Genomic DNA, 18,408 nt, shown 5'->3' with positions numbered 1-18,408 from the left:
CCCCTCTTCTACTCTCAAACGATCCTTGTCTGGCCACTCAGGATGAGATAAAAATACAGACATATTCGAATTTATTTCCCATCTATGATATGTATGTCTCCTTTTCTCTCCGCTCATCCGATGGTCGTTCGAACTGTGACGATCAGTCCTTTCTGTTCGTTTCGAGACTATCGATACGGCTTTTCGTTGCTCTCGTATTGTCCTCGTTATCTGCGATCAGGCCCCGTTTAGTACGCTTCTCACCATCTCTCTGGAGAGCCGGAACCGTCCTTTTGTAACCGCTTTGCTGTCGAACTACTGAACTCGTGATCACGATCACTATCTGTAATTCTGACCATCTTTTAGTTGTGGAATCGATCCTCTATTCTGCAGCTACATTAATAGAGGATATCAAATAGTCCGAACTGGATCGGGAGTAAGAGCACTATCGTTGCGGCTGAACAGGCGACCGTTGCGATGATCAGTTCCCGGGTCTCGATATCACCCTCGTTCAGAATAACGATGAGCACCGCCGATTGGTACGGGAAGAAGTACGAACTCAGTGCGGTAACTTCTGCGAGTAACACCGGTGTGACCGGTAGTCCTGCGGCCTCGATGTACGGAATCAGAATCGGCGTGAGGACGCTCGCGACCGCCAACCCTTCCATCAGAAACGTGAGCACGAACGTAATAAAGAAAACTGACATGAGAATCACCACGAGCGGTGCATCCGTCGGAATGAGCGCGAGGAGATACGTCGACGCGTCGTCGGTAAACCCCGTCTGCGTGAGTCCGTCGCCGATTGCAAACACCGCGGCGATAAAGAACAGGATCGAGAAATCCACCTCTCTGCCGATCGTCTCGAACTCGGCGATTCCGATCCGCGGAAGAAACGCCAGAATGACGACGACGATAGCGCCGATTACCGGATGAAATCCGTGAACGAAGTCCGTCGCCCAGATTCCCGCTCCGACGAGCAAGAAAACGAGCATCCGTCGTTCGTCGCTTCCATCGGAACCGGTCTCGTCGTCAGGGAGGGCGACGTTCGAACCTGCTGGCGGTCGAAAGAGGAGATAGACGATACCGATAACCAGCAGGACGCGCACGAATCCCAGGATCGGGTACATGTGGAGCCACCACTCCGACCACGAAATCGTGTGATCGGCGATCGATTGGCTGAAGCCCGAGATAATGATGTTCGGGAGGTCAGCAGTTAGAATCCCGGCTGAGCCGTAGAACGTGGCAAACAGCGGCCCGATGTAGAGCCCGACGCGTGCCTCTCGGGAATCGAACAGTGAACCGAGTTCTCGAAGGATCGGGGCGAGTGCGAGAATGCGGACGAGGGCTGACGGAACGAGGAAGGCGAGCGCGTGTGCGCCGAGCGAGAGTGCGAGCAGCAATCGTCGATAGGTGCGACGCGAGCCGACCTCGGTCGGGTTGCCGACACTTCTGGTCGCGACCCATCGTCCGACCCGTGTGGCGAGCCCGCTCTGGCGGGTGGCTTCCCCCATCAACAGCCCGAATCCGATAAGCCAGGTTGCGGGTTTCTGGAAGCCAACGAGCGCCAAATCAGTCGAAAAGGTCACGGCGATAAGACCGAGTGCGATCAGGCCCGTGTACGACGGCGGAATCGGCGTGAGCACCCAGAGGACGATACAGAACAGCGTAATCGAGAGCATCGTCGCCATCGCGGTCGAAGCCATAGAGAACCAGACCGCAAGACCGATACCAGCAGCGATGGGGAACGCTACCCTCGGTCTGCGGAGGATTTCGATCGCGGCTGACCGATCCATTGGTTCCTATTCGATAGTAGAACGGTAAAACCGTCGCGGTTTTGGAACCTCACTCCAAACCGGGGCTTCGAACCGGGGTTACTCGCTGACGATTACCGCTGCGGCCGACCGTTCGCCGGTACGGCCGAACTACTCGACAGCTACGATGTCCACCACGCGTCATTCGGCCTCCGAAATCGAGTCAAGCAGCGCGCCGACGGCCTGCGCGCCGCGCTCCGGCGTGTCGAACGTCGGAATTCCGGCTGCCTCCATCTGTCGGCGCTCGTCGTCGAGTGCGTGGTCGGGGCCGGCGACCGTAAAGCAGATCGGTTTGTCGACCTCGGCGGAGAGCGTCTCGAGTTCAGCGACGGGATAGCCGAGCGAGTCCTCGTAGATTTCATAGACCAGCACGATGTCGACGTTGTCGTCGCGTGCAACGGCGTCGATGACGGCACCGAACTCGGGCATCGGTCGCCCCGTGTCGACCGGGTTTTCCGTGTACGTGATGCCCGGCAGGATGTCGTCGAGTCGCTTGCGGGTCTCGTCGGTCAGGTCCGGAAACGTCGCCGCGGTGCCTTTGAGGTAGTCAGTCATGATGATTCCCGGTCCGGCCTGGGCCGTGACGAGACCGACGTTCGGGCCGTCGGGCGTCGGCGAGTCGGCAAGGGCTCTGCCGGCATCGAGCAGTTCGGTCGTCGACGAGACGGTCACCAATCCGGGCTGATCGAAGCCGGCTTCGTAGATGGCATTGTCCTGCGCCGGCGCGGCGGTGTGCGCTCGCGCGAGATTGGCGATGTCGTGTTCGCCGACTTTGAACGCGGCGATCGGCGTTTCGGCGGTTTGGCAGGCCTGCAGGAGTGCGTCGACGTCCTCTGTCCCCTCGACGTGCATGACGATTGCGTCGGTCCGCGGATCGTCGTCGAGCGCCGGAATCACGTCGGCAAAGCCCGTGTTCATCCGGTTTCCGAGGCCGAACATCGCCGAGATACCGTATCCCTCGCGGGTCAGTTGAAACGACATGGTGATCCCGACGCCGGCACTCTGGGTGACGAGACCGACGTTTCCGGTCCCGACATCGCGGATTCGAGGAACGAACGACCCGTACAGATCCTTGTGGGGGATCGCATATCCGGCCGTATTCGGCCCGAGAACCGTCATGTCGTACGCCGCTGCGGTCTCCGCAATCGTGTTTTGCAGTTCCGCACCGTCGCCACCCATCTCGGCGAATCCGCCGGCGAAGATCACGGCCGCCTCGACGCCCGCCTCACCGCACTCCTCGATCACGTCCGGTTGCAGGTGCCGAGGGACACAACACAACGCCAGTTCCGCGTCGGTCTCCTGCACCGAGTCAACGAACTCGTAGCCGAAGACGGTCCCCGAACTCGAGGGATTTACGGGATAGATCTCGGTGTCGGAGGCTTCGACGTTAGACATCGCATCGTTCCCGAGCTTTCCCGGCGTCGCCGACGCACCGATAACGGCGACGCCATCCGGATCGAAGAGAGCGGGTAGGCTCATACTGAACTGCAGCGAGTATTGGACCATAAATGGCGGGGATTTTGTGGTACCATCTAACGCGGTTCGCCCGATACAACCCCCTCTTCTCACTCTGCTCTCTCACTCGCCCTCTTCTCACTCTTCTTCCCATTCTTCGTAATCGAGATACTGTCGTCCCTCCGCCGTCTCCGCGAGAATGTCGTCGAAGATCGCCGCTTCCGTCTGGAACTTGTGGACGCTGTGAAGCATCGTGTTGTGAAACTCCGAGAGCAAGTCCCCGTGCGTCTTGAAGAACTCGTGTACCCACCGTTCCATCTCCTCGTTGGTTCGAAACTGCGCGATCGCGTGCCAGTGGTAGTTGCTGTCCGCAGTGAAGAACATTAGAATGTGCGGGTCGTTGACGAGCGCATCGTAGCACGACCGCCAGTTATCGTCGAAGTTCGGAAAGTCGAACGCGATGCGGAACAGATAGTGCCGGAAAATCTCCCGGTTCGGCAAGATTGCTTCCCGGAAGATCTCCTCCTCGGACATCGTATGAAGGATTTCGTTAACCCGGTTGTGGGAGAGCGTGATTCCGTACTCCGACTCGAGGATCCGGCTGAGTTCCCGCGTCGACGCCGTCGGGTAATCGACTCGCGCTTTGAGAATGACGATATCACGCGGGGAGACGTCGAGCGAATCGGTTGTCGTCATCGTGATTTCTCCTGTGCGTGTTATCATAAAAAGTCTACCTACTCGAGAGATTCGGTCGGGTCGATCGAGATCTGGGACCCAACGACGATGATTGATGGCCGCCAGACGGCGACCGACGGATGGATCAGAACGGGTCTCGAGTAGCCGCCGCCCCGCCCTCCTATCGCGCCACAGCGTGCGCGAGGAGTTCAACCGGCGTCGGGGGTTCCGTGCGGTCCAGCGCGCTGCCGGCGAACGAGCTGTCGGCGGGGACTGGTTCGATCCGCCCGTCGCCGAGTTGCGTTCGGCAGGACGTTCCCGGCGCAGTGACGACATCGGCACCGCTGTCTTCGATCTGCTCGAAGAGGATGTCGCCGATCGAGCGGCTCAGCGAGTAGTGTTCCGCCTCGTAGCCGAACGTGCCGGCCATACCACAGCAGCCCGAGTCGAGCGGATCAACTGCGTACCCTGCCCGCCGAAGGACGCCGACGGCGTGGTGATCCTTCTTTTCGGCCTTCTGGTGGCAGTGCCCGTGGTACGCGAGCGACTCGGCGGGGGACTCCCACTCGACGAGTTCGTCGAGTCGGAACGTATCGACGTACTCGCAGACGCCGTAGGAGTTCGCCGCGAGCGATTCGACCGCGCGGCCCGAGCAGAGATCGAGGCTATCGGATTGGAACATCACGGCGTCGGAGGGTTCCGCGAGGACGACGTCCCAGCCGTCACGAATGCGCGGCTCCAGTTCCGCGATGTTCGTCTCCATCGCGTCGCGCGCGTTGTCGACGAATCCCTTCGACAGCGCCGGCCGGCCGCTGTCGGTCCGGTCGGCCACGTCGACGCGGACGCCGGCGGCCTCGAGAACGCGCACCGCGGCCTTGCCAACTTCCGGGTGACTGTAGTTCGTGTACGTGTCCGCGAAAAGAACGGCTTTTCGTTCGGCACCCGCCGTGTCCGCCCGAGAGGCTCGCTCCGCCCGCTTCTTCGAGGCGGCCGCACCGCCTCGCTTCTCGAACCAATCCTGTAGCGTCTCGCGGCTGAACGCGGGAAGCGACCGATCGCTCGCGATTCCGATTGTCTTCTCTGCGATCGCGCCAGACCCCGGCAACGAGTTCAGCAGGTTCGAGACCGGTGCCAGCGCGCTGCCGACTGCGGCGAGCGAATCGAAGTTGGCGAAGAGTCGGTCGCGAAGGCTCGCACCGTGTTTCCGGTGGCGCTCGTGCATGACTTCGGTTTTGAGCTTCGCGACGTCGACACCGCTCGGGCAGTCTCGTTTGCAGCCTTTGCAGCCGATACAGAGATCGAGCACCTCCTCGGCGAACTCGTCGTCGGTCGGATCGTCGGGCAGGTCGCCGCTCATCGCCTGCCGAAGGAGGTTCGCCCGCCCTCGCGTGGCGGTGATCTCCTCGTCTGCGGCCCGGTAGGTCGGGCACATGACGCCGCCGGTGGTCTCCTGAGAGCCCCGACAGCCGCCGCAGCCGTGACAGAGTTCGACCATGCCCTGCATGCCGTTCTCGTTGTCCCAGTTCATCGACGGCTCGAACCCGGCGTCGTACTCGTAGGCGTCGTCGTACCGGAGGTGCTCGGTCATGTCGTGGTCGCCACAGACGTTGCCCGGGTTGAGCAGCCAGTCGGGGTCGAACGCGGTCTTCAGGTCGCGGAACGCCTGCCAGAGGTCGTCGCCGTAGAGCTTGCGGTTCCACTGGGTACGTGCGTGGCCGTCACCGTGTTCGCCCGAGACGCTGCCGCCGAACTCGACGACCATGTCTGTCACTTCATCCGCGATAACTTCCATGTCCTCGCGGTCCGTCGCGGCCTTCGTGTTGACGAGCGGGCGGACGTGGAGGACGCCGGGGCCGGCGTGAGCGTAGAACGCGGCGTCGTCGTCGCGGTCTTTCTCGGTGAGCAGCGTCTGGAAGCGCTCGACGAACTCCGGGAGGTGCGCCGGCGGAATCGCACAGTCTTCGATGAAGCTGATGTGCTTTTCGTCGGAGGTCCGCGAGAGGAGGATCGGCAGGCCGGACTTCCGAAGCGTCCAGAACATGTCCCGCTCGTCCTCGTCGTGTGCTTCCAGTCCGGCGAACGCGAGCGTTTCGTCGATTTCCGGGCGCTCGGCGGGTGGTTCCGCCTCGGTATCCGTCCCCGGAACTCTGTCCGCGAGGAGTCCGGCCGTCCGCTCGCGCCCGTGGTTGTCGTCCTCGGCGTAGAACTCGATCAGCAGTCCTGCCTCGGCGTCGGCCGGAACGAGCGACGCCGCCTCCTCGAACTCGGTCGTCTCGCGGGCCAGCCCGAGGAGCACGTCGTCGATGAGTTCGACCGCCGCTGGCTCGTGTTCGAGGACGTGCTGCACGTCGGTCACGGCGTCGAGGACGCTCTCGTAGAACAGCAGCGAGACGGCCTTCGTCTCGGGAACGGGTTCGAGCGACACCTCGGCCTCGGTGACGACGGCGAGCGTTCCCTCGCTGCCCGCCAGTAGCCGCGCGAGGTTGACCGTTCCGCTCTCAGCCTCCTCGACGAGCACGTCTAGGTTGTACCCCGAGACGTTGCGCTTCAGGTCAGGGAACCGTTCTCGTACCTCGTCGCCCTCCTCGTCGATGATCCGGACGAGTTCGGCGTACACCCGTTCGAGGATGGTTCCCTCGGAATCGGCCGCCGAACGAATCTCGTCGACGGCCGTCTCGCCGAGCGTCGCAACCGTCCCGTCGGCCAGCACGACCTCGCATTCTTCGACGTAAGCGTCGGTCTTGCCGTAGACCAGCGAGTGTGCTCCCGTCGAGTTGTTGCCGATCGCACCGCCGATGACGCTGCGGTCCCCGGCGGCCGGATCGGGCGCGAACTTCAGGCCGTGCGGCGCGAGTTCGTCGTTGAGTTCGCCGAGGACGGTTCCCGCCTGGACGCGCGCTCGACGCGCGTCGGGATCGATCGCTTCGACGCCGTCCATGTAGCGGGTGAAATCGAGCACGACGGCTTCATTGACCGCCTGTCCCGCGAGACTCGTCCCGCCGCCCCGCGGCAGGACGGGAATCTCTCGCCGTGCACAATAGGCGACGGTTTCGGCGACGTCGTCGGTCGACACTGGGAAGACGACGCCGATCGGCGTCATCTCGTAGGCGCTCGCGTCGGTCGCGTATAACTGGCGCGTGTAGGAGTCGAACCGAACGTCGCCCTCGAGTCGCCCGCGAAGATCGGCGACGAGCGCGGGTCGATCCACCTCGCCCGCGACGAACTCGTCGGCGGCCCGTTGATCGGGTATTTCGTCGCTGGCATCGTCTCCCGCATCGAATACAGTATTTGAACTCGCAGTCATCCTCAACTGATCACTTCGATAGGCAATCACACGTTTCACAACGATAAAGCGTTCGACAGCGCGCTGGCCGAACTGTTCGTTTTCCCCAGTGCGCTGTCTCGGCCGACAACTCCTCTCGAATCGAGCGTATCCCTCTCGTAGCGGGCTGAACGGGCGGGAATTTCTCGTTTCCCCCTTCTCAGTTCGGTTCGATCGACATGACAGTACGCGGTACAAATAGCTATCTGCCCGAGGCGTGCTAACTGCTCTCGATACGACCAGTGGTCAGTGTCCTGCGTCGGCACGCCGGCCGAGTGCAGTCGAGCGCAGTCACTCGACTCACGGTCTCCGTTCCAGTCTCACCCGACCTATGCAAACGATACTCCTCTGTGCCGATACGGACGGCGAACGAATCACCGAACAGGTCGACTCGATTACGAGCCTGCCGCTCGAGCAGGATCGCGTGCGGGTACTCGTCTATCACGTCTTCCGGACCGACGACGACGAGGCCGACGCCGCGAACCTCAAGGCGGTCCAGTACGCCACCGCTGAACTCGAGGCGGCGGGCTTCGAGGTCGAGGTGCGTCATACGGTCTGCTGTAACGATTTCCGGCGCAACCGCGTCTGTCCTGCGGTTGCGCCGGAACTGACTTACAGCAGTCCGTATCAGTCGAGCGGGGATGCCGTACAGAACATCCTCGAAACGGCTGCGGCCGTCGATGCCGACCTGCTCAGTATCGGCGGCAGAAACCGATCCCCGACCGGAAAAGCGCTGTTCGGCAGCGTCGCACAGCAGGTGATGCTTCGATCGGAGCGCCCGGTCCTGTTTTCCACCGCCGGCGAGTAAGCGGGGGTCCGATCGCCGGATTCTGAACTCGCGTGGGTTCGGCTTGCACTACACGTCCTCGAACGCTGGTTGCCGTGTCGTGTTCATCATCACAGGAGGCCGACGAACGCCGCAGCGTGAACCAGGGCTGCGGTGATCGGAACGAGGAGGACCGTTCGCATGACGAACAGCACGAAGAGGTCCCGGAACCGGATCGGAATGTCGTCGAACATGTCAACCATCATCGGGGCCGACGCGGCGAAGAAGATCGCCTGTGAACTCACGACGATCACGACGAACGCTTTCGTGATCACGTCGGTGCCGACGACGAGCGTCGCGGCGATGAACATCTCCGCGCCGCCGATGATGATCGCCGAGGCGGCTATCTGCGGGTCCGGAATGCTCAGGGCCGCCAGGACGGGGACCAGCGGCTGCGAGATCACTTCGAAGACGGACGTGTACTCGTTGAGCGTCACGACGGTGATCCCGATCGAGAGGATCGTTCCGAGCATCATCGCCGTCAGTTTCATCCCGTCAATGAGCCCTTCAACCGCGGACCGCGGAATCGAGGCTCCCTGTTCGGCGGTTCTGACCGCCTCGTTGAACGCGAACCGGATGTAATCGCCGACCGAGCCGCGGAACTCCGGTTCGGGATCTGGGGTCGCGACGTACTCGTTTGGAACGGTCGACAGCGGCGGCACGCGAACGAGGATGACCGCCGTTGCGATGACGCTGATCAGGTAGAGGAAGACGACGATCGGGAAGATGTGCAGGATGTCGAGCACGGCCGCGATCGCGCCGACCGTTCCCAGGTTCCCCGTCGCGAAGCAGGTGCAGATCGCAAAGACCTCGCGTTTGTTGTAGCCGCCGCGGTCGAAGACGTTTCGCGTGAGGTAGTAGCCGATACTGAACGACCCGAGCCAGGACGCCGCGCTGTCAAGGGCCGCGCGGCCGGGGAGGTTGAACAGGGGCCGCATCACCGGCTGAGACAGCGTGCCGACGAACTGGAGGCCGCCGAGTTCGGCGAGCAGGTTGACGAACATCGCCCCGATCGGAATCACGAGCGCGATCGTCAACAGGAGGCCGCCCCAGACGACGCCCGACGTATCGTCACTGAGAAGCCATTCCGGGCCGGTTTCGAGCAGGATCGGCGCGGCGACGACGACCCCGAGCAGGCGAAGCGCCCAGAATAGCGTCGAGGTCTGCCAGTAGTCGAGTTCCAACCGATCGACGAGTTGCTGGTCGACCGTCACGAGCCCCTGATAGTGAAGCATCGAGACGGTCGTCAAGAGGCCGCCGCCGAGAATCAAGCCGAACGTAAACACCTCCACGAGAAACGGGTACGATTCCTGAATGAGACCGACGACGACATCGAGCGGAATCGTCGTCTGTCCTTCCCATTCGATCGGAAACAGAAAGAAGAACGATCCGATCCCGAAGGCGAGAACGAACCTGAGTAACGGCTGGGGACGCTTCTCGATCAGCGTCACGTTGTCGATCGTTTTGTCCTCCGGCTCGGCGTTCTCTCCAGGCGTGTGCTCGTCACTCTCCCACGCGGTCCTCCCGAACATAGTCCGAGGGTATTTTTCATTAACAATAAAGTCACCGATCATGCGTGATTGTTACTGACCAACCTACACCAATACTGTCGTTTCGTCACACATTGTCTTCTCACGCCGAGCCGAGAACCGATGTCGACCTGATTGCACAAACGACCGGTGTACGTGTTCTCGATCGTGAGGAACGGTGAACGCGTCTCCGTCGGACCACGGATTACAATTCTCGCTAATGCGGATTGAATCTGTGAAATCGGCATCTAGATAGAATTATTTTGAATTTTTGTAATACAAGCGTCGTATGTGCGCGGATATCATCCGAGAGCAGTTACCATCGGACAAACGGTCATGTTTTACGCACATACCGCTGTAACGCACAGCGTGTAACTCGCTCGGGCCAGTCCCGCCGGACTCGGCCCGTTCCGCCCATAGAACGCCGCCACTGGTCTCTCCTTCCGGGTGGCTCGCGCTGGATACGCTGGATACTGTACATACCGCGGCCGCGTGCGCGCTCCGGACCCGGCCGGCAGGATGTCCTCATCCCCCCTCGACACGCGGTGAGCGACCACAACAATTATCATGGTTTGCCCCAACCACTCGTAGTATGAGCGGTGATACGACGGCATCTCCCGTACTGATAGCCGGCGCTGGACCGGTCGGAATGAGCGCAGCACTCGCCTTACACGCGCGAGGAATCGACGCAACGATTCTCGAAGCCGAATCTGAAGACCGGGATCGTTCCGGCAGTCGCGCCATCTACGTCCACGGATCCACGCTCCGGACGCTCGAACGAGTTCATCCGGGACTCGGCACCGACCTCGTCGACGAGGGCCTCGTCTGGCCGACGCGACGCACGCTCTTCCGGGGCGCGGAAGTGTTCAGCCGAACGTACGACTCCCCCGGCGGCTCGGGTGACATTCCACACTTTACCAGCGTCCCGCAGGTCGTCACCGAGGACTACATGCACGACGCGCTTGCCGAGGCCGGCATCGACATCCACTGGGATGCCGAGGTCGATATCGTCGAGTCCTCACCCGACGGCGTCCACGTCGAGACGGCCGACGGCCGCGAATGGCGCGGCGAGTTCCTGATCGGCGCGGACGGCGGCGGTTCGACCGTTCGCAAGGAGATCGGCGCGAACTTCGAGGGCGACCAGTCCGAGAACGCCTTCCTCATCGCCGACATCGAGGAGATCGAAGACGAACAACGCGAACTCGAGCGAGTGTTCCACTACGACGCGCCCGCGGCCGACGGCCGCAACGTGTTGCTCGTCCCCTTCACCGGCGGCTGGCGACTCGACATTCAGTGCATCGAGGGCGACGACCCCGAGGAACTCAGCAGCGAAGAGCGGATGCGCGAGTTCATCCGCGACATCATGGGCGAGCGCTACGAGGACAACCTGCAGTGGGTCTCGAGTTACTACTTCCTCCAGGTGATGGCGGACACCTTCATCGACGACGACCGCCGGGTGCTGCTCGCCGGTGAAGCGGCGCACCTGCTCGCGCCCTTCGGTGCTCGCGGGATGAACTCAGGCATCGCCGACGCGGACGAGGCAGCTTCGGCGATTGCGGCCGCTATCGATGCGAAGACTGATGCGGTCGTCCGCGACGAGGTCGAACTGTACGCGGCCCGGCGCGAGAAAGCCGCCGAGTTCAATCTCAACGCGGCGGGACAGGCGCTCGAATACCTCCAGGGCGAGGATCCGGTGACGGTGTTACAGAAGGAGGCAGCGGCCTCGCTCGCGGATCAGTTCGAGACTGCGGGCGAGTGGCTCGACGACGCTCCCTACGGTCCGCACGGAACGCCGCCGATCGTGTCGACCGGGAACTACTGACTCCCGAGTCGTCATCGGTTCACCGAATACGCGGACCGTTACACGTTTTCACAAACTCGTCACCATCACTCCAGAGACGCCGATACCTGCCACCAACTCAGACGAGTTCGAGTTGCTTGCCGACCCAGTGATCGCGCGCAGCCAGCACCAACGCCTTCTCGTCTGCGAAGTCGGTCGTCTCCGCGACGAACTCGTCCCACTCGCCCTCCGGAACGGTCTCGAGTTCAGCCGCGGCGTCGGCGGGACTGGGACTCGCCGCAACCAGGTCGTCGAACGAACTGAACTCGGTGTGGGTCTGGACGAACTCTGCATCGAACAGGTCGGTGAGTGGAATCTCGGTATCGGGGTCGTGTACGTCTGCGGCGGTCGGAAGGTCGTCACGTTGTTCGGCGGCTGCTCTCACGTCGCTTTCGAGTGCCATGGACTCACTTGGCGGTCGGGTATTGTAAATCCACTCCATTGTCGTCCGCGTCGGTCCGGTTCGGGTACCGCCTCGTGTGCCGGCCCGCTGCCCCGTGAGAAAGCGGGCCCGCCGACCGCCCGTTTTTCGTCGTCCGCTCTGTCTTGTGCTCGCCGATCAGAACGGGAACTCGCGGGGTTCGTGCTGGAGCGAGATCCACTTTTGCTCGGTGATCTCGTCCAGGAACGCCTCGCTGTTGTAGCCGCCGACGCCGGAGGCTCCGGTGCCGCCGAACGGGACGTGTGCCTCGTCGTTGATCGGTTGGTCGTTGACGTGGACCATGCCGGTCTCTAACCGTTCGGCGATGCGTTTGCCCGCGCCGACGTCGCCGGCGTGAACCGAACCCGACAGGCCGTACGCCGTGGCGTTTGCGAGTTCAACTGCTTCGTCGACGGTCGAGAACGGGATGACCGGCGCGATGGGACCGAAGTGCTCGTTGCAGGCGGCCGGCATGTCGTTCGTCACGCCCGAGAGCACGGTCGGCGCGACGACCAGCGAGTCGTCGACGCCCTCCAGTTCGACCGTTTCGCCGCCGGTTTCGAGGGTTGCGCCGGCGTCGATCGTCCGCTCGACGTACTCGAGCATTTCGTCGCGCTGGGATTCGTCGATGATCGGGCCGACGACCGTCTCCTCGTGCGCGCTGCCGACCGGTAGACGCTCGGCGCGGTCGGTCAGTTTCGCGACGTACTCGTCGTAAACGTCCTCGTGGACGAGGTGGCGATTGATAGAGATACACACCTGTCCCTGGTGGACGAAGCTTCCGAACGCGGCGGCGTCGACGGCTGCGTCGATATCGGCCTCGTCGGTGACGACGTGGGCGTTGTTGCCGCCGAGTTCCATCGCGGGGACCGCGAGGTTCTCGCCGGCGGCCGCGGCGACGCGGCGACCGACCGCGGTGGAACCGGTGAAGGCGACGACGTCGCTCTCGGGGTGGCTCGCGACGCGATCGCCGATCTCGGAGCCGCGGCCGGTGACGACGTTTAACACGCCTTCGGGCAGTCCGGCGGCTTCGAACAGGCGTGCGAACAGGAGGCCGCCGACGATCGGCGTGTTCGTCGCGGGTTTGAGGACGACCGCGTTACCGGCGGCGATCGCCGGCGCGACGGCACGCATCGAGAGGTTCAACGGGAAGTTCCACGGCGAAATCACCGTGACGACGCCCTTGGGAACGCGCTGAACGATGTTCTCTTTGCCGGGAACGTTCGACGCGGCGTGCTCGCCTTTCATTCGGCGGGGCAGCGTCGCCGCTTCTGCGGCTTGGTCCGACGCTAGCTGGAGAGAGGTTTCGCCCATTCCCCGCGTCCCGCCGGCCTCGTGGGCCAGCAGATCGATGATCTGCTCGCGGTGTTCATCGAGTAGCCCCAGCATCTCCTGGACGACCTCCTGCCGTCGGGCTGGCGGCGTTTGTGCCCACTCGTCCTGCGCCTCGGCGGCCGCTTCGTAGGCCGCGTCGACGTCGGCCTCAGTTCCGGCCGGCACCGTCGCGATGGTCTCTCGCGTCGACGGATCCGCCACGTCGATCGTCGCCCCACTCGCCGCTTCCCGCCACTCTCCGTCGATGTACAGCCGGTTCCAGTCCGCATCGATGCCATACGGAGACTCCATCTGTTGCCCCATACCATTCCATTCGGCGGCAAGCAGATCAATGTTTGCAGAGTGGACACCGGTGTTACCGGCTCAACGGCGGCTCTATCCGCCGCCCGCGATTTCGAACCCCCGTCGCGGCGGCCGCTCAGGGCGACGACGCACCCGACACTGAACTCGAGCACCCGGTCGAATGCGACGGTGAACTCGACTCGAAACGCCGGCGCACGCGGACACGTAATTGGAGTCTGGAGTCGGTCTCAGTCTGCAGTCCGTTCGACAGCGGCGTCAAACACTTGCTCCGACCGGAAGACGCCGTAACACTCCTCACAGACCATCTGTCCCTGGACCGCGTATTCCCAGAGCTTTCCGCCGCAGTCCAGACAGTCGAAGTGCGCTTGGACGAACGGATCCTCCTCGACGTACGGATTCTCGAACTCGGCCATACGGAGACGCTAGGGGCGACAATCTATAAGAGTATTGCCTCGTTTGCCGCGAGCCACTGCGGACCCATGCGCGAGGTGGGGAGCGGAACTTGCACGGACGAGTTCCGAGTCCGGATCGAATTAGCCATCGATACCGGCTTCGGCGTAGAAGTTCATCGCCTCCAGAATCGGTCGGTCGGTCATACCGAGGAGGATCGCTTCGTCGTCCGGTTCGTGGTGATGGGGTGCGTCCGGCGGCACGACGAAGATGTCCCACTGTCCCCATTCGAGGGCCTCGCCGTCGACGTGGGTCGCGCCCTCACCTTCGATGACGAAGTAGACTTCCGTCGCGTTGTGGAAGTGTGCGTCCGTCGGCCCGTCGTTTAGCAGCTGCGCCCGGAAGGACATGGTCGGGAACAGCGGCTCCTCCCCCGTGGCCGGATTGACGTACGCGAGGCTGTAGCCGTCGTAGGGGTCCGGTTCGTCATTGTCCGCGCGTTGACGGAGCGACGCTTCCATCTCGTCCCACCCGAAGCGATACGGCGGCGTCGGCTCCTGATTCCCTTCGAACGGGCCGGGAATGGAGCCGTCTTTTTGCTCGCCGGCGGGACGCCCGCGCCCGTACTGGGAGGCCCAGTATCCCTGCGACTTCGTCACCGGCTGGCGTTCGAGTTCGTGATTCTCGAAGACGTGCGTGTTGTTCAGCGTATCCAGGAACAGCGGCAGGTCGAGCACGTCGAGCCAGGCGGCCGTTTCGTCGGAGTCGTTGATGTGGTCGTGCCACTCCCACTGTGGCGTGGTGACGAGGTCATTGTCCTTCATGGGGAACTCCTCGCCGGCGACGACCGTCTTCATGTCTTCGTGGCCGTCGATGGTGAACCGAAGGGCGCTTGCTGCGTGGCGGTGGGAGGGTGCGGTTTCGCCGGGCGAGACCGTCTGCACGCCGACGTAGATCGTGTTCGAAATCGCGTGTTTAGCGTTGATCGGCACCGCAACCCGTCGCTGGAAGCCCGGCGGGAGGTCGGCGATCGGCACGTCCGCCTCGATGCCGTCGATAGCGGCCTGGATGTCCTCCCACTTCCAGATGTCCGCTTCGAGGTCGTCGAGGAGATGCCCCATGTCGTCTTCTACTTCCCAGAGCGGGCGGAGGTTGTGTTGCTCGAGGGTGCTCCGCGTGTCAGAACTCAACTCCAGGAGTTCCTCTGGCTCTTGTTCTGCCATAGTCGCATGTTTGATGAACGATACCATAAGTGTGTTGGAGGCATCATCGCTGTCGTCGATGGCTGCAACCGCGGCTGTTCGTCCTCCGGTCTGTGTCTCACTGAGCCCCCGAACGGGTCAGTAGACGAGAAAGGATGATTTATGTGGGCGTATCGCAGTGCATGTACTATGCGACTTGTCCGATTCAACGACGACAGGCTCGGCCTGTTGACCGACGACGGCATCGTAGACGTTACCGACCGCCTCGGTCTCGAGACGAACGACCCGCTCCGGGAGTACGCGACCCGTGATCTCGACGCGAGCGAGTTCAGCGATGCCGATGCGGACTACGACCGCGGCGAGGTACGAATCGAATCGCCCGTACGCCGCCCCGGAAAGGTCATCGCCGCGCCGCTGAACTACGAGAACCACGTCGAGGAGGCCCTCGCAGACAAAGATATCGTCACCCAGGAGTGGTTCACCATCGAGGACAAGGGCTACTTCCTCAAGGCCCCCTCGAGCGTCGCCGGCCCGGACGACGGCATCGAAGTACCGTTCAGCGACCGCCGCGTCGACCACGAGATCGAACTCGCGTTCGTCATGGGCGAGGACGTCAAAGACATCGATAGCGACGACGTCTGGGACGCCATTCTGGGATACACGATCCTGCTCGACGTCTCGGTTCGGGGCGATCAGGACCGCTCAAACCGAAAGTCCTACGACACCTTCACGATCATCGGCCCCTGCGTCGCGACGCCGGACGAAATCGACGATCCGCACGACCTCGAGATGGAACTGCAGCTCAACGGCGAGACCCGCCAGCAGGAGAACACGGGCGAGATGATCTACAGCTGTGCTGACATCGTCGAGTACGCCTCGATCGGCGCGACGATCGAAGCCGGCGATGTCATCACCACCGGCACGCCGGAAGGCGTCAGCGCGATTACCGGTGGGGATACCATCGACGCCGAAATCGAGAGCGTCGGATCGATGGTTGTCGACGTGACCGAGCGCGACCTGTCCTTCGAGGACGTCGACGTGGAGAAGAGCCAGTTAAACGAGTAGCTGACAGCGTTCGACCCTCGACGCGTACGATCAGCCGTTTCTTTCGTTTCGCCGTTTCGCGACGCCGACGGAGTCACGACCGGTTTTGTCTCCGCCCACTGCGACGGCCTCCGTCATCGTGCAGTTCGCTGTCGAGCGAGACGAGCGCGTCGAGGGCGACCGCTCCGTCCGGTCTCGCGAGCAGCGGATTGATCTCGACTTCGCGGATTGCCTCGCGTTCGGCCACCAGATCGCCGACGGCGACGATCGCCTCGGCGACCGCTTCCCGGTCGACTGCCGGAGACCCGCGGTAACCGTCGAACAGCGGCGAGGCCTCGAGTTCACGCGTCATCTCGAGTGCCGTCGCCGTCGAGACCGGGGCGATTCTGTGGCTCGTGTCCCGAAGGATTTCGACGGCGATTCCACCGAGACCGACGAGGACGGTCGGGCCGAACGACGGGTCTCGCGTGGCACCGACGATCACTTCGAGGCCGGCCTCGATGTCGATCCCTTCTTCGATGAGGACTGCTGCATCGAGATCCCGGTCGGACGCGGCATCGAAGATTCGCGTTGTGGCCGTTCGAACGGCATCGGCGTCGGCGAGGTTCACGTTCACGCCGACGCCGCCGGCCCACTCGCTCTTGTGCTGGACCGACGGCGCGGCGACCTTCGCGACGACTGGGAAACCGAGTCGCTCGGCCGCTTCGACGGCCGCATCGGGACCGCGAACGAGTTCACCTGTCGGGGTTGCAAGCCCCCGATCGGCGATTACTGTTTTCGCTTCGGATTCGGTCAGCGCGGTCCGGCCATCCGTCAACGCCGCGTTGACGGGTGTGAGGGGGTCGGTCATCGACTCACCTCTGCGCCGGGGCTCACGGCATCAGGGGCCCGGGTTCGTTTCGCGGCCCGGACGAGCGCGGTGACGGCGTCCGCGCCGGCCTCCGGCGTTCGGTAGGTCGGCACGCCGAGGGCCTCGAGTTCGGGGAGTTCCTCGCGCAGGGTGTCGTCGGGGCCGCCGGTCGCGAAGACGATCGGTTTGTCGACCGCGCTGACGAGTTCCTCGAGCGTTTCGGTCGGGTAGCCGATGCCGTCCTCGTACAGTTCGTAGACGAGGACGATGTCGATGGTGTCGTCGCGTGCGACGGCGGCGACGACATCGCCGAAGGCGGGCATCGGTCGCCCGGTATCGACCGGATTCGCGGAGAAGGTGATTCCGGGGAGGATGTCCTCGATGACGGCTTGCGTCTTCGGGTCGAGCGAGGGCAGCGTCGCACCGGCGGCCTTCAGTCGGTCCGCGATGGCGATCCCCGGTCCCGCCTGGGCGGTCACGACGCCGACGTTCGGCCCGTCGGGTCGGGGACAGGTCGCGAGCGCGCGTCCACCGTCGAGGAGTTCGGCCGTCGACCGAACGGTCGGCACGCCGTACTGGGCGAATCCGGCTTCGTAGAGTTCGTATCGACCGGTCAGCGCTCCCGTATGGGATTCGGCGAAGTCGCCGACGTCTTGCTCGCCGACGTTGTAGGCGAGGATCGGCGTCTCCGCGGCCCGGCAGGTTTCGAGGAGGCTGCGCGCGTCGTCCGTCCCTTCGACGTGTAGCACTATCGCATCGGTCCGGTCGTCGCCGTCGAAGTACGCAATCGCCTCGTCGAAGCCGACGGTCGCTCGGTTGCCGAGGCCGACCATCGCGGAGACGCCGATGCCGCGATTTTCCGCTTGAAAGGCGAGCGAGTAGGCCAATCCGCCACTCTGTGCGACGATCGCTACGTTCCCCGCCGGAACCGTCTCGATGCCCGTCGCAAACGTCGCGTACAGGCTTTCGTCGGGAACCAGAAAGCCGCTCGTGTTCGGTCCGAGGAGGTCGACTTCGTTCTCGCCCTCGGTCGCCGCCGCGACGAGCTCGTCCTGCAGCTGCTTGCCGTCCGCTCCCGCTTCGGCGAATCCGCCGGCGAAGATGACCGCCCCGCCGATTCCCGCCTCGCCGCACTCCGCGATAACGCTCGGCACGACCGGTGCCGGAACGCAGACGAGCGCGAGATCGACGGGACCGTCGATAGCTCCCACCGAGTCGACGAACTCCCGCCCGAACACCGACCCCGAGGCGGAGGGGTTGACCGGGTAGACCGGTCCGTCGAATTCGATCGCGTTCTGTACGGCTTCGTACCCCATCTTTCCCGGCGTGTCGGACGCCCCGACGACGGCAATTCCGCTGGGGTCGAATACGTCTTGTACGGCCATAGCAACCGTGTTGTTTCAACGGCGTGAAAACGTTTTCCCCG

The 18,408-nt window shown here is 63.1% G+C and carries 14 protein-coding genes; 3 read left to right on the top strand and 11 right to left on the bottom strand.

Features of this window, described 5'->3' with window-relative positions; all coding sequences use genetic code 11:
• Positions 1-377: 377 nt before the first annotated feature.
• The 4 genes from SM755_RS19840 to SM755_RS19825 all read right to left on the bottom strand — a co-directional run bounded on the left by SM755_RS19840 (position 378) and on the right by SM755_RS19825 (position 7,224).
• Positions 378-1,772, bottom strand: coding sequence for an SLC13 family permease (locus SM755_RS19840; protein WP_323174176.1), 1,395 nt, complete (start codon positions 1,770-1,772; stop codon positions 378-380).
• Between the two features lie 159 nt (positions 1,773-1,931).
• Complete coding sequence (locus tag SM755_RS19835; protein ID WP_323174175.1) at positions 1,932-3,269, bottom strand: CoA-binding protein; 1,338 nt, start codon at positions 3,267-3,269, stop codon at positions 1,932-1,934.
• A 114-nt stretch (positions 3,270-3,383) separates the two neighbouring features.
• Complete coding sequence (locus SM755_RS19830) at positions 3,384-3,941, bottom strand: helix-turn-helix domain-containing protein (protein ID WP_323174174.1); 558 nt, start codon at positions 3,939-3,941, stop codon at positions 3,384-3,386.
• Between the two features lie 160 nt (positions 3,942-4,101).
• Positions 4,102-7,224, bottom strand: a complete 3,123-nt coding sequence (locus tag SM755_RS19825) for an FAD-linked oxidase C-terminal domain-containing protein (protein WP_323174173.1) — start codon at positions 7,222-7,224, stop codon at positions 4,102-4,104.
• A gap of 349 nt (positions 7,225-7,573) precedes the next feature.
• Between SM755_RS19825 and SM755_RS19820 the strand changes: the two genes are divergently transcribed.
• On the top strand, positions 7,574-8,050 hold the full coding sequence (locus SM755_RS19820) for a universal stress protein (protein WP_323174172.1): 477 nt from the start codon (positions 7,574-7,576) through the stop codon (positions 8,048-8,050).
• 89 nt (positions 8,051-8,139) lie between these two features.
• On the opposite strand, the gene SM755_RS19815 is transcribed toward SM755_RS19820, so the two are convergent.
• Positions 8,140-9,600 carry a YjiH family protein gene (locus tag SM755_RS19815; RefSeq protein WP_006667525.1) on the bottom strand — a complete coding sequence of 487 codons (1,461 nt, stop codon included), beginning with the start codon at positions 9,598-9,600 and terminating at the stop codon, positions 8,140-8,142.
• A 589-nt stretch (positions 9,601-10,189) separates the two neighbouring features.
• Between SM755_RS19815 and SM755_RS19810 the strand changes: the two genes are divergently transcribed.
• Positions 10,190-11,419 carry an FAD-dependent monooxygenase gene (locus tag SM755_RS19810; RefSeq protein WP_323174171.1) on the top strand — a complete coding sequence of 410 codons (1,230 nt, stop codon included), beginning with the start codon at positions 10,190-10,192 and terminating at the stop codon, positions 11,417-11,419.
• A 97-nt stretch (positions 11,420-11,516) separates the two neighbouring features.
• On the opposite strand, the gene SM755_RS19805 is transcribed toward SM755_RS19810, so the two are convergent.
• The 4 genes from SM755_RS19805 to SM755_RS19790 all read right to left on the bottom strand — a co-directional run bounded on the left by SM755_RS19805 (position 11,517) and on the right by SM755_RS19790 (position 15,109).
• Positions 11,517-11,840, bottom strand: a complete 324-nt coding sequence (locus SM755_RS19805; RefSeq protein ID WP_323174170.1) for a hypothetical protein — start codon at positions 11,838-11,840, stop codon at positions 11,517-11,519.
• A 156-nt stretch (positions 11,841-11,996) separates the two neighbouring features.
• The gene (locus SM755_RS19800; protein WP_369335269.1) at positions 11,997-13,484 is read right to left on the bottom strand and encodes an aldehyde dehydrogenase family protein; all 1,488 of its coding nucleotides are present in this window, start codon (positions 13,482-13,484) and stop codon (positions 11,997-11,999) included.
• A gap of 239 nt (positions 13,485-13,723) precedes the next feature.
• Positions 13,724-13,909 carry a hypothetical protein gene (locus SM755_RS19795; protein WP_006107339.1) on the bottom strand — a complete coding sequence of 62 codons (186 nt, stop codon included), beginning with the start codon at positions 13,907-13,909 and terminating at the stop codon, positions 13,724-13,726.
• A 120-nt stretch (positions 13,910-14,029) separates the two neighbouring features.
• The gene (locus tag SM755_RS19790; protein ID WP_323174168.1) at positions 14,030-15,109 is read right to left on the bottom strand and encodes a cupin domain-containing protein; all 1,080 of its coding nucleotides are present in this window, start codon (positions 15,107-15,109) and stop codon (positions 14,030-14,032) included.
• A 168-nt stretch (positions 15,110-15,277) separates the two neighbouring features.
• Here SM755_RS19790 and SM755_RS19785 point away from each other — a divergent pair, with 168 nt between their 5' ends.
• Positions 15,278-16,153, top strand: coding sequence for a fumarylacetoacetate hydrolase family protein (locus tag SM755_RS19785; RefSeq protein ID WP_323174167.1), 876 nt, complete (start codon positions 15,278-15,280; stop codon positions 16,151-16,153).
• A 73-nt stretch (positions 16,154-16,226) separates the two neighbouring features.
• Here SM755_RS19785 and SM755_RS19780 read toward each other — a convergent pair whose 3' ends face one another.
• Together SM755_RS19780 and SM755_RS19775 are read right to left on the bottom strand one after the other, a co-directional pair.
• Positions 16,227-16,982 (bottom strand): acetate--CoA ligase family protein, encoded by a 756-nt coding sequence (locus SM755_RS19780; RefSeq protein WP_323174166.1) that lies wholly within the window; start codon positions 16,980-16,982, stop codon positions 16,227-16,229.
• Positions 16,979-18,367, bottom strand: coding sequence for a CoA-binding protein (locus SM755_RS19775; protein ID WP_323174165.1), 1,389 nt, complete (start codon positions 18,365-18,367; stop codon positions 16,979-16,981). Before SM755_RS19775 ends, SM755_RS19780 begins: the two co-directional genes overlap by 4 nt.
• Positions 18,368-18,408 lie beyond the last annotated feature (41 nt).

Origin of the sequence: Natrialba sp. PRR66 (genome assembly GCF_034808065.1) — an archaeon.
GTDB classification, from domain to species: domain Archaea; phylum Halobacteriota; class Halobacteria; order Halobacteriales; family Natrialbaceae; genus Natrialba; species Natrialba aegyptia.
This window is presented reverse-complemented; position numbering and strand designations above follow the sequence as displayed.

What these genes read in the sequence shown, in the direction of transcription:
- SM755_RS19820 (WP_323174172.1), top strand. Translation starts at nt 7,574, where the DNA reads ATGCAAACGATACTCCTCTGTGCCGATACGGACGGCGAACGAATCACC.
- SM755_RS19795 (WP_006107339.1), bottom strand. Translation starts at nt 13,909, where the DNA reads ATGGCCGAGTTCGAGAATCCGTACGTCGAGGAGGATCCGTTCGTCCAA.
- SM755_RS19790 (WP_323174168.1), bottom strand. Translation starts at nt 15,109, where the DNA reads ATGGCAGAACAAGAGCCAGAGGAACTCCTGGAGTTGAGTTCTGACACG.
- SM755_RS19780 (WP_323174166.1), bottom strand. Translation starts at nt 16,982, where the DNA reads ATGACCGACCCCCTCACACCCGTCAACGCGGCGTTGACGGATGGCCGG.
- SM755_RS19800 (WP_369335269.1), bottom strand. Translation starts at nt 13,484, where the DNA reads ATGGAGTCTCCGTATGGCATCGATGCGGACTGGAACCGGCTGTACATC.
- SM755_RS19840 (WP_323174176.1), bottom strand. Translation starts at nt 1,772, where the DNA reads ATGGATCGGTCAGCCGCGATCGAAATCCTCCGCAGACCGAGGGTAGCG.
- SM755_RS19775 (WP_323174165.1), bottom strand. Translation starts at nt 18,367, where the DNA reads ATGGCCGTACAAGACGTATTCGACCCCAGCGGAATTGCCGTCGTCGGG.
- SM755_RS19815 (WP_006667525.1), bottom strand. Translation starts at nt 9,600, where the DNA reads ATGTTCGGGAGGACCGCGTGGGAGAGTGACGAGCACACGCCTGGAGAG.
- SM755_RS19810 (WP_323174171.1), top strand. Translation starts at nt 10,190, where the DNA reads ATGAGCGGTGATACGACGGCATCTCCCGTACTGATAGCCGGCGCTGGA.
- SM755_RS19785 (WP_323174167.1), top strand. Translation starts at nt 15,278, where the DNA reads ATGCGACTTGTCCGATTCAACGACGACAGGCTCGGCCTGTTGACCGAC.
- SM755_RS19835 (WP_323174175.1), bottom strand. Translation starts at nt 3,269, where the DNA reads ATGAGCCTACCCGCTCTCTTCGATCCGGATGGCGTCGCCGTTATCGGT.
- SM755_RS19805 (WP_323174170.1), bottom strand. Translation starts at nt 11,840, where the DNA reads ATGGCACTCGAAAGCGACGTGAGAGCAGCCGCCGAACAACGTGACGAC.
- SM755_RS19825 (WP_323174173.1), bottom strand. Translation starts at nt 7,224, where the DNA reads ATGACTGCGAGTTCAAATACTGTATTCGATGCGGGAGACGATGCCAGC.
- SM755_RS19830 (WP_323174174.1), bottom strand. Translation starts at nt 3,941, where the DNA reads ATGACGACAACCGATTCGCTCGACGTCTCCCCGCGTGATATCGTCATT.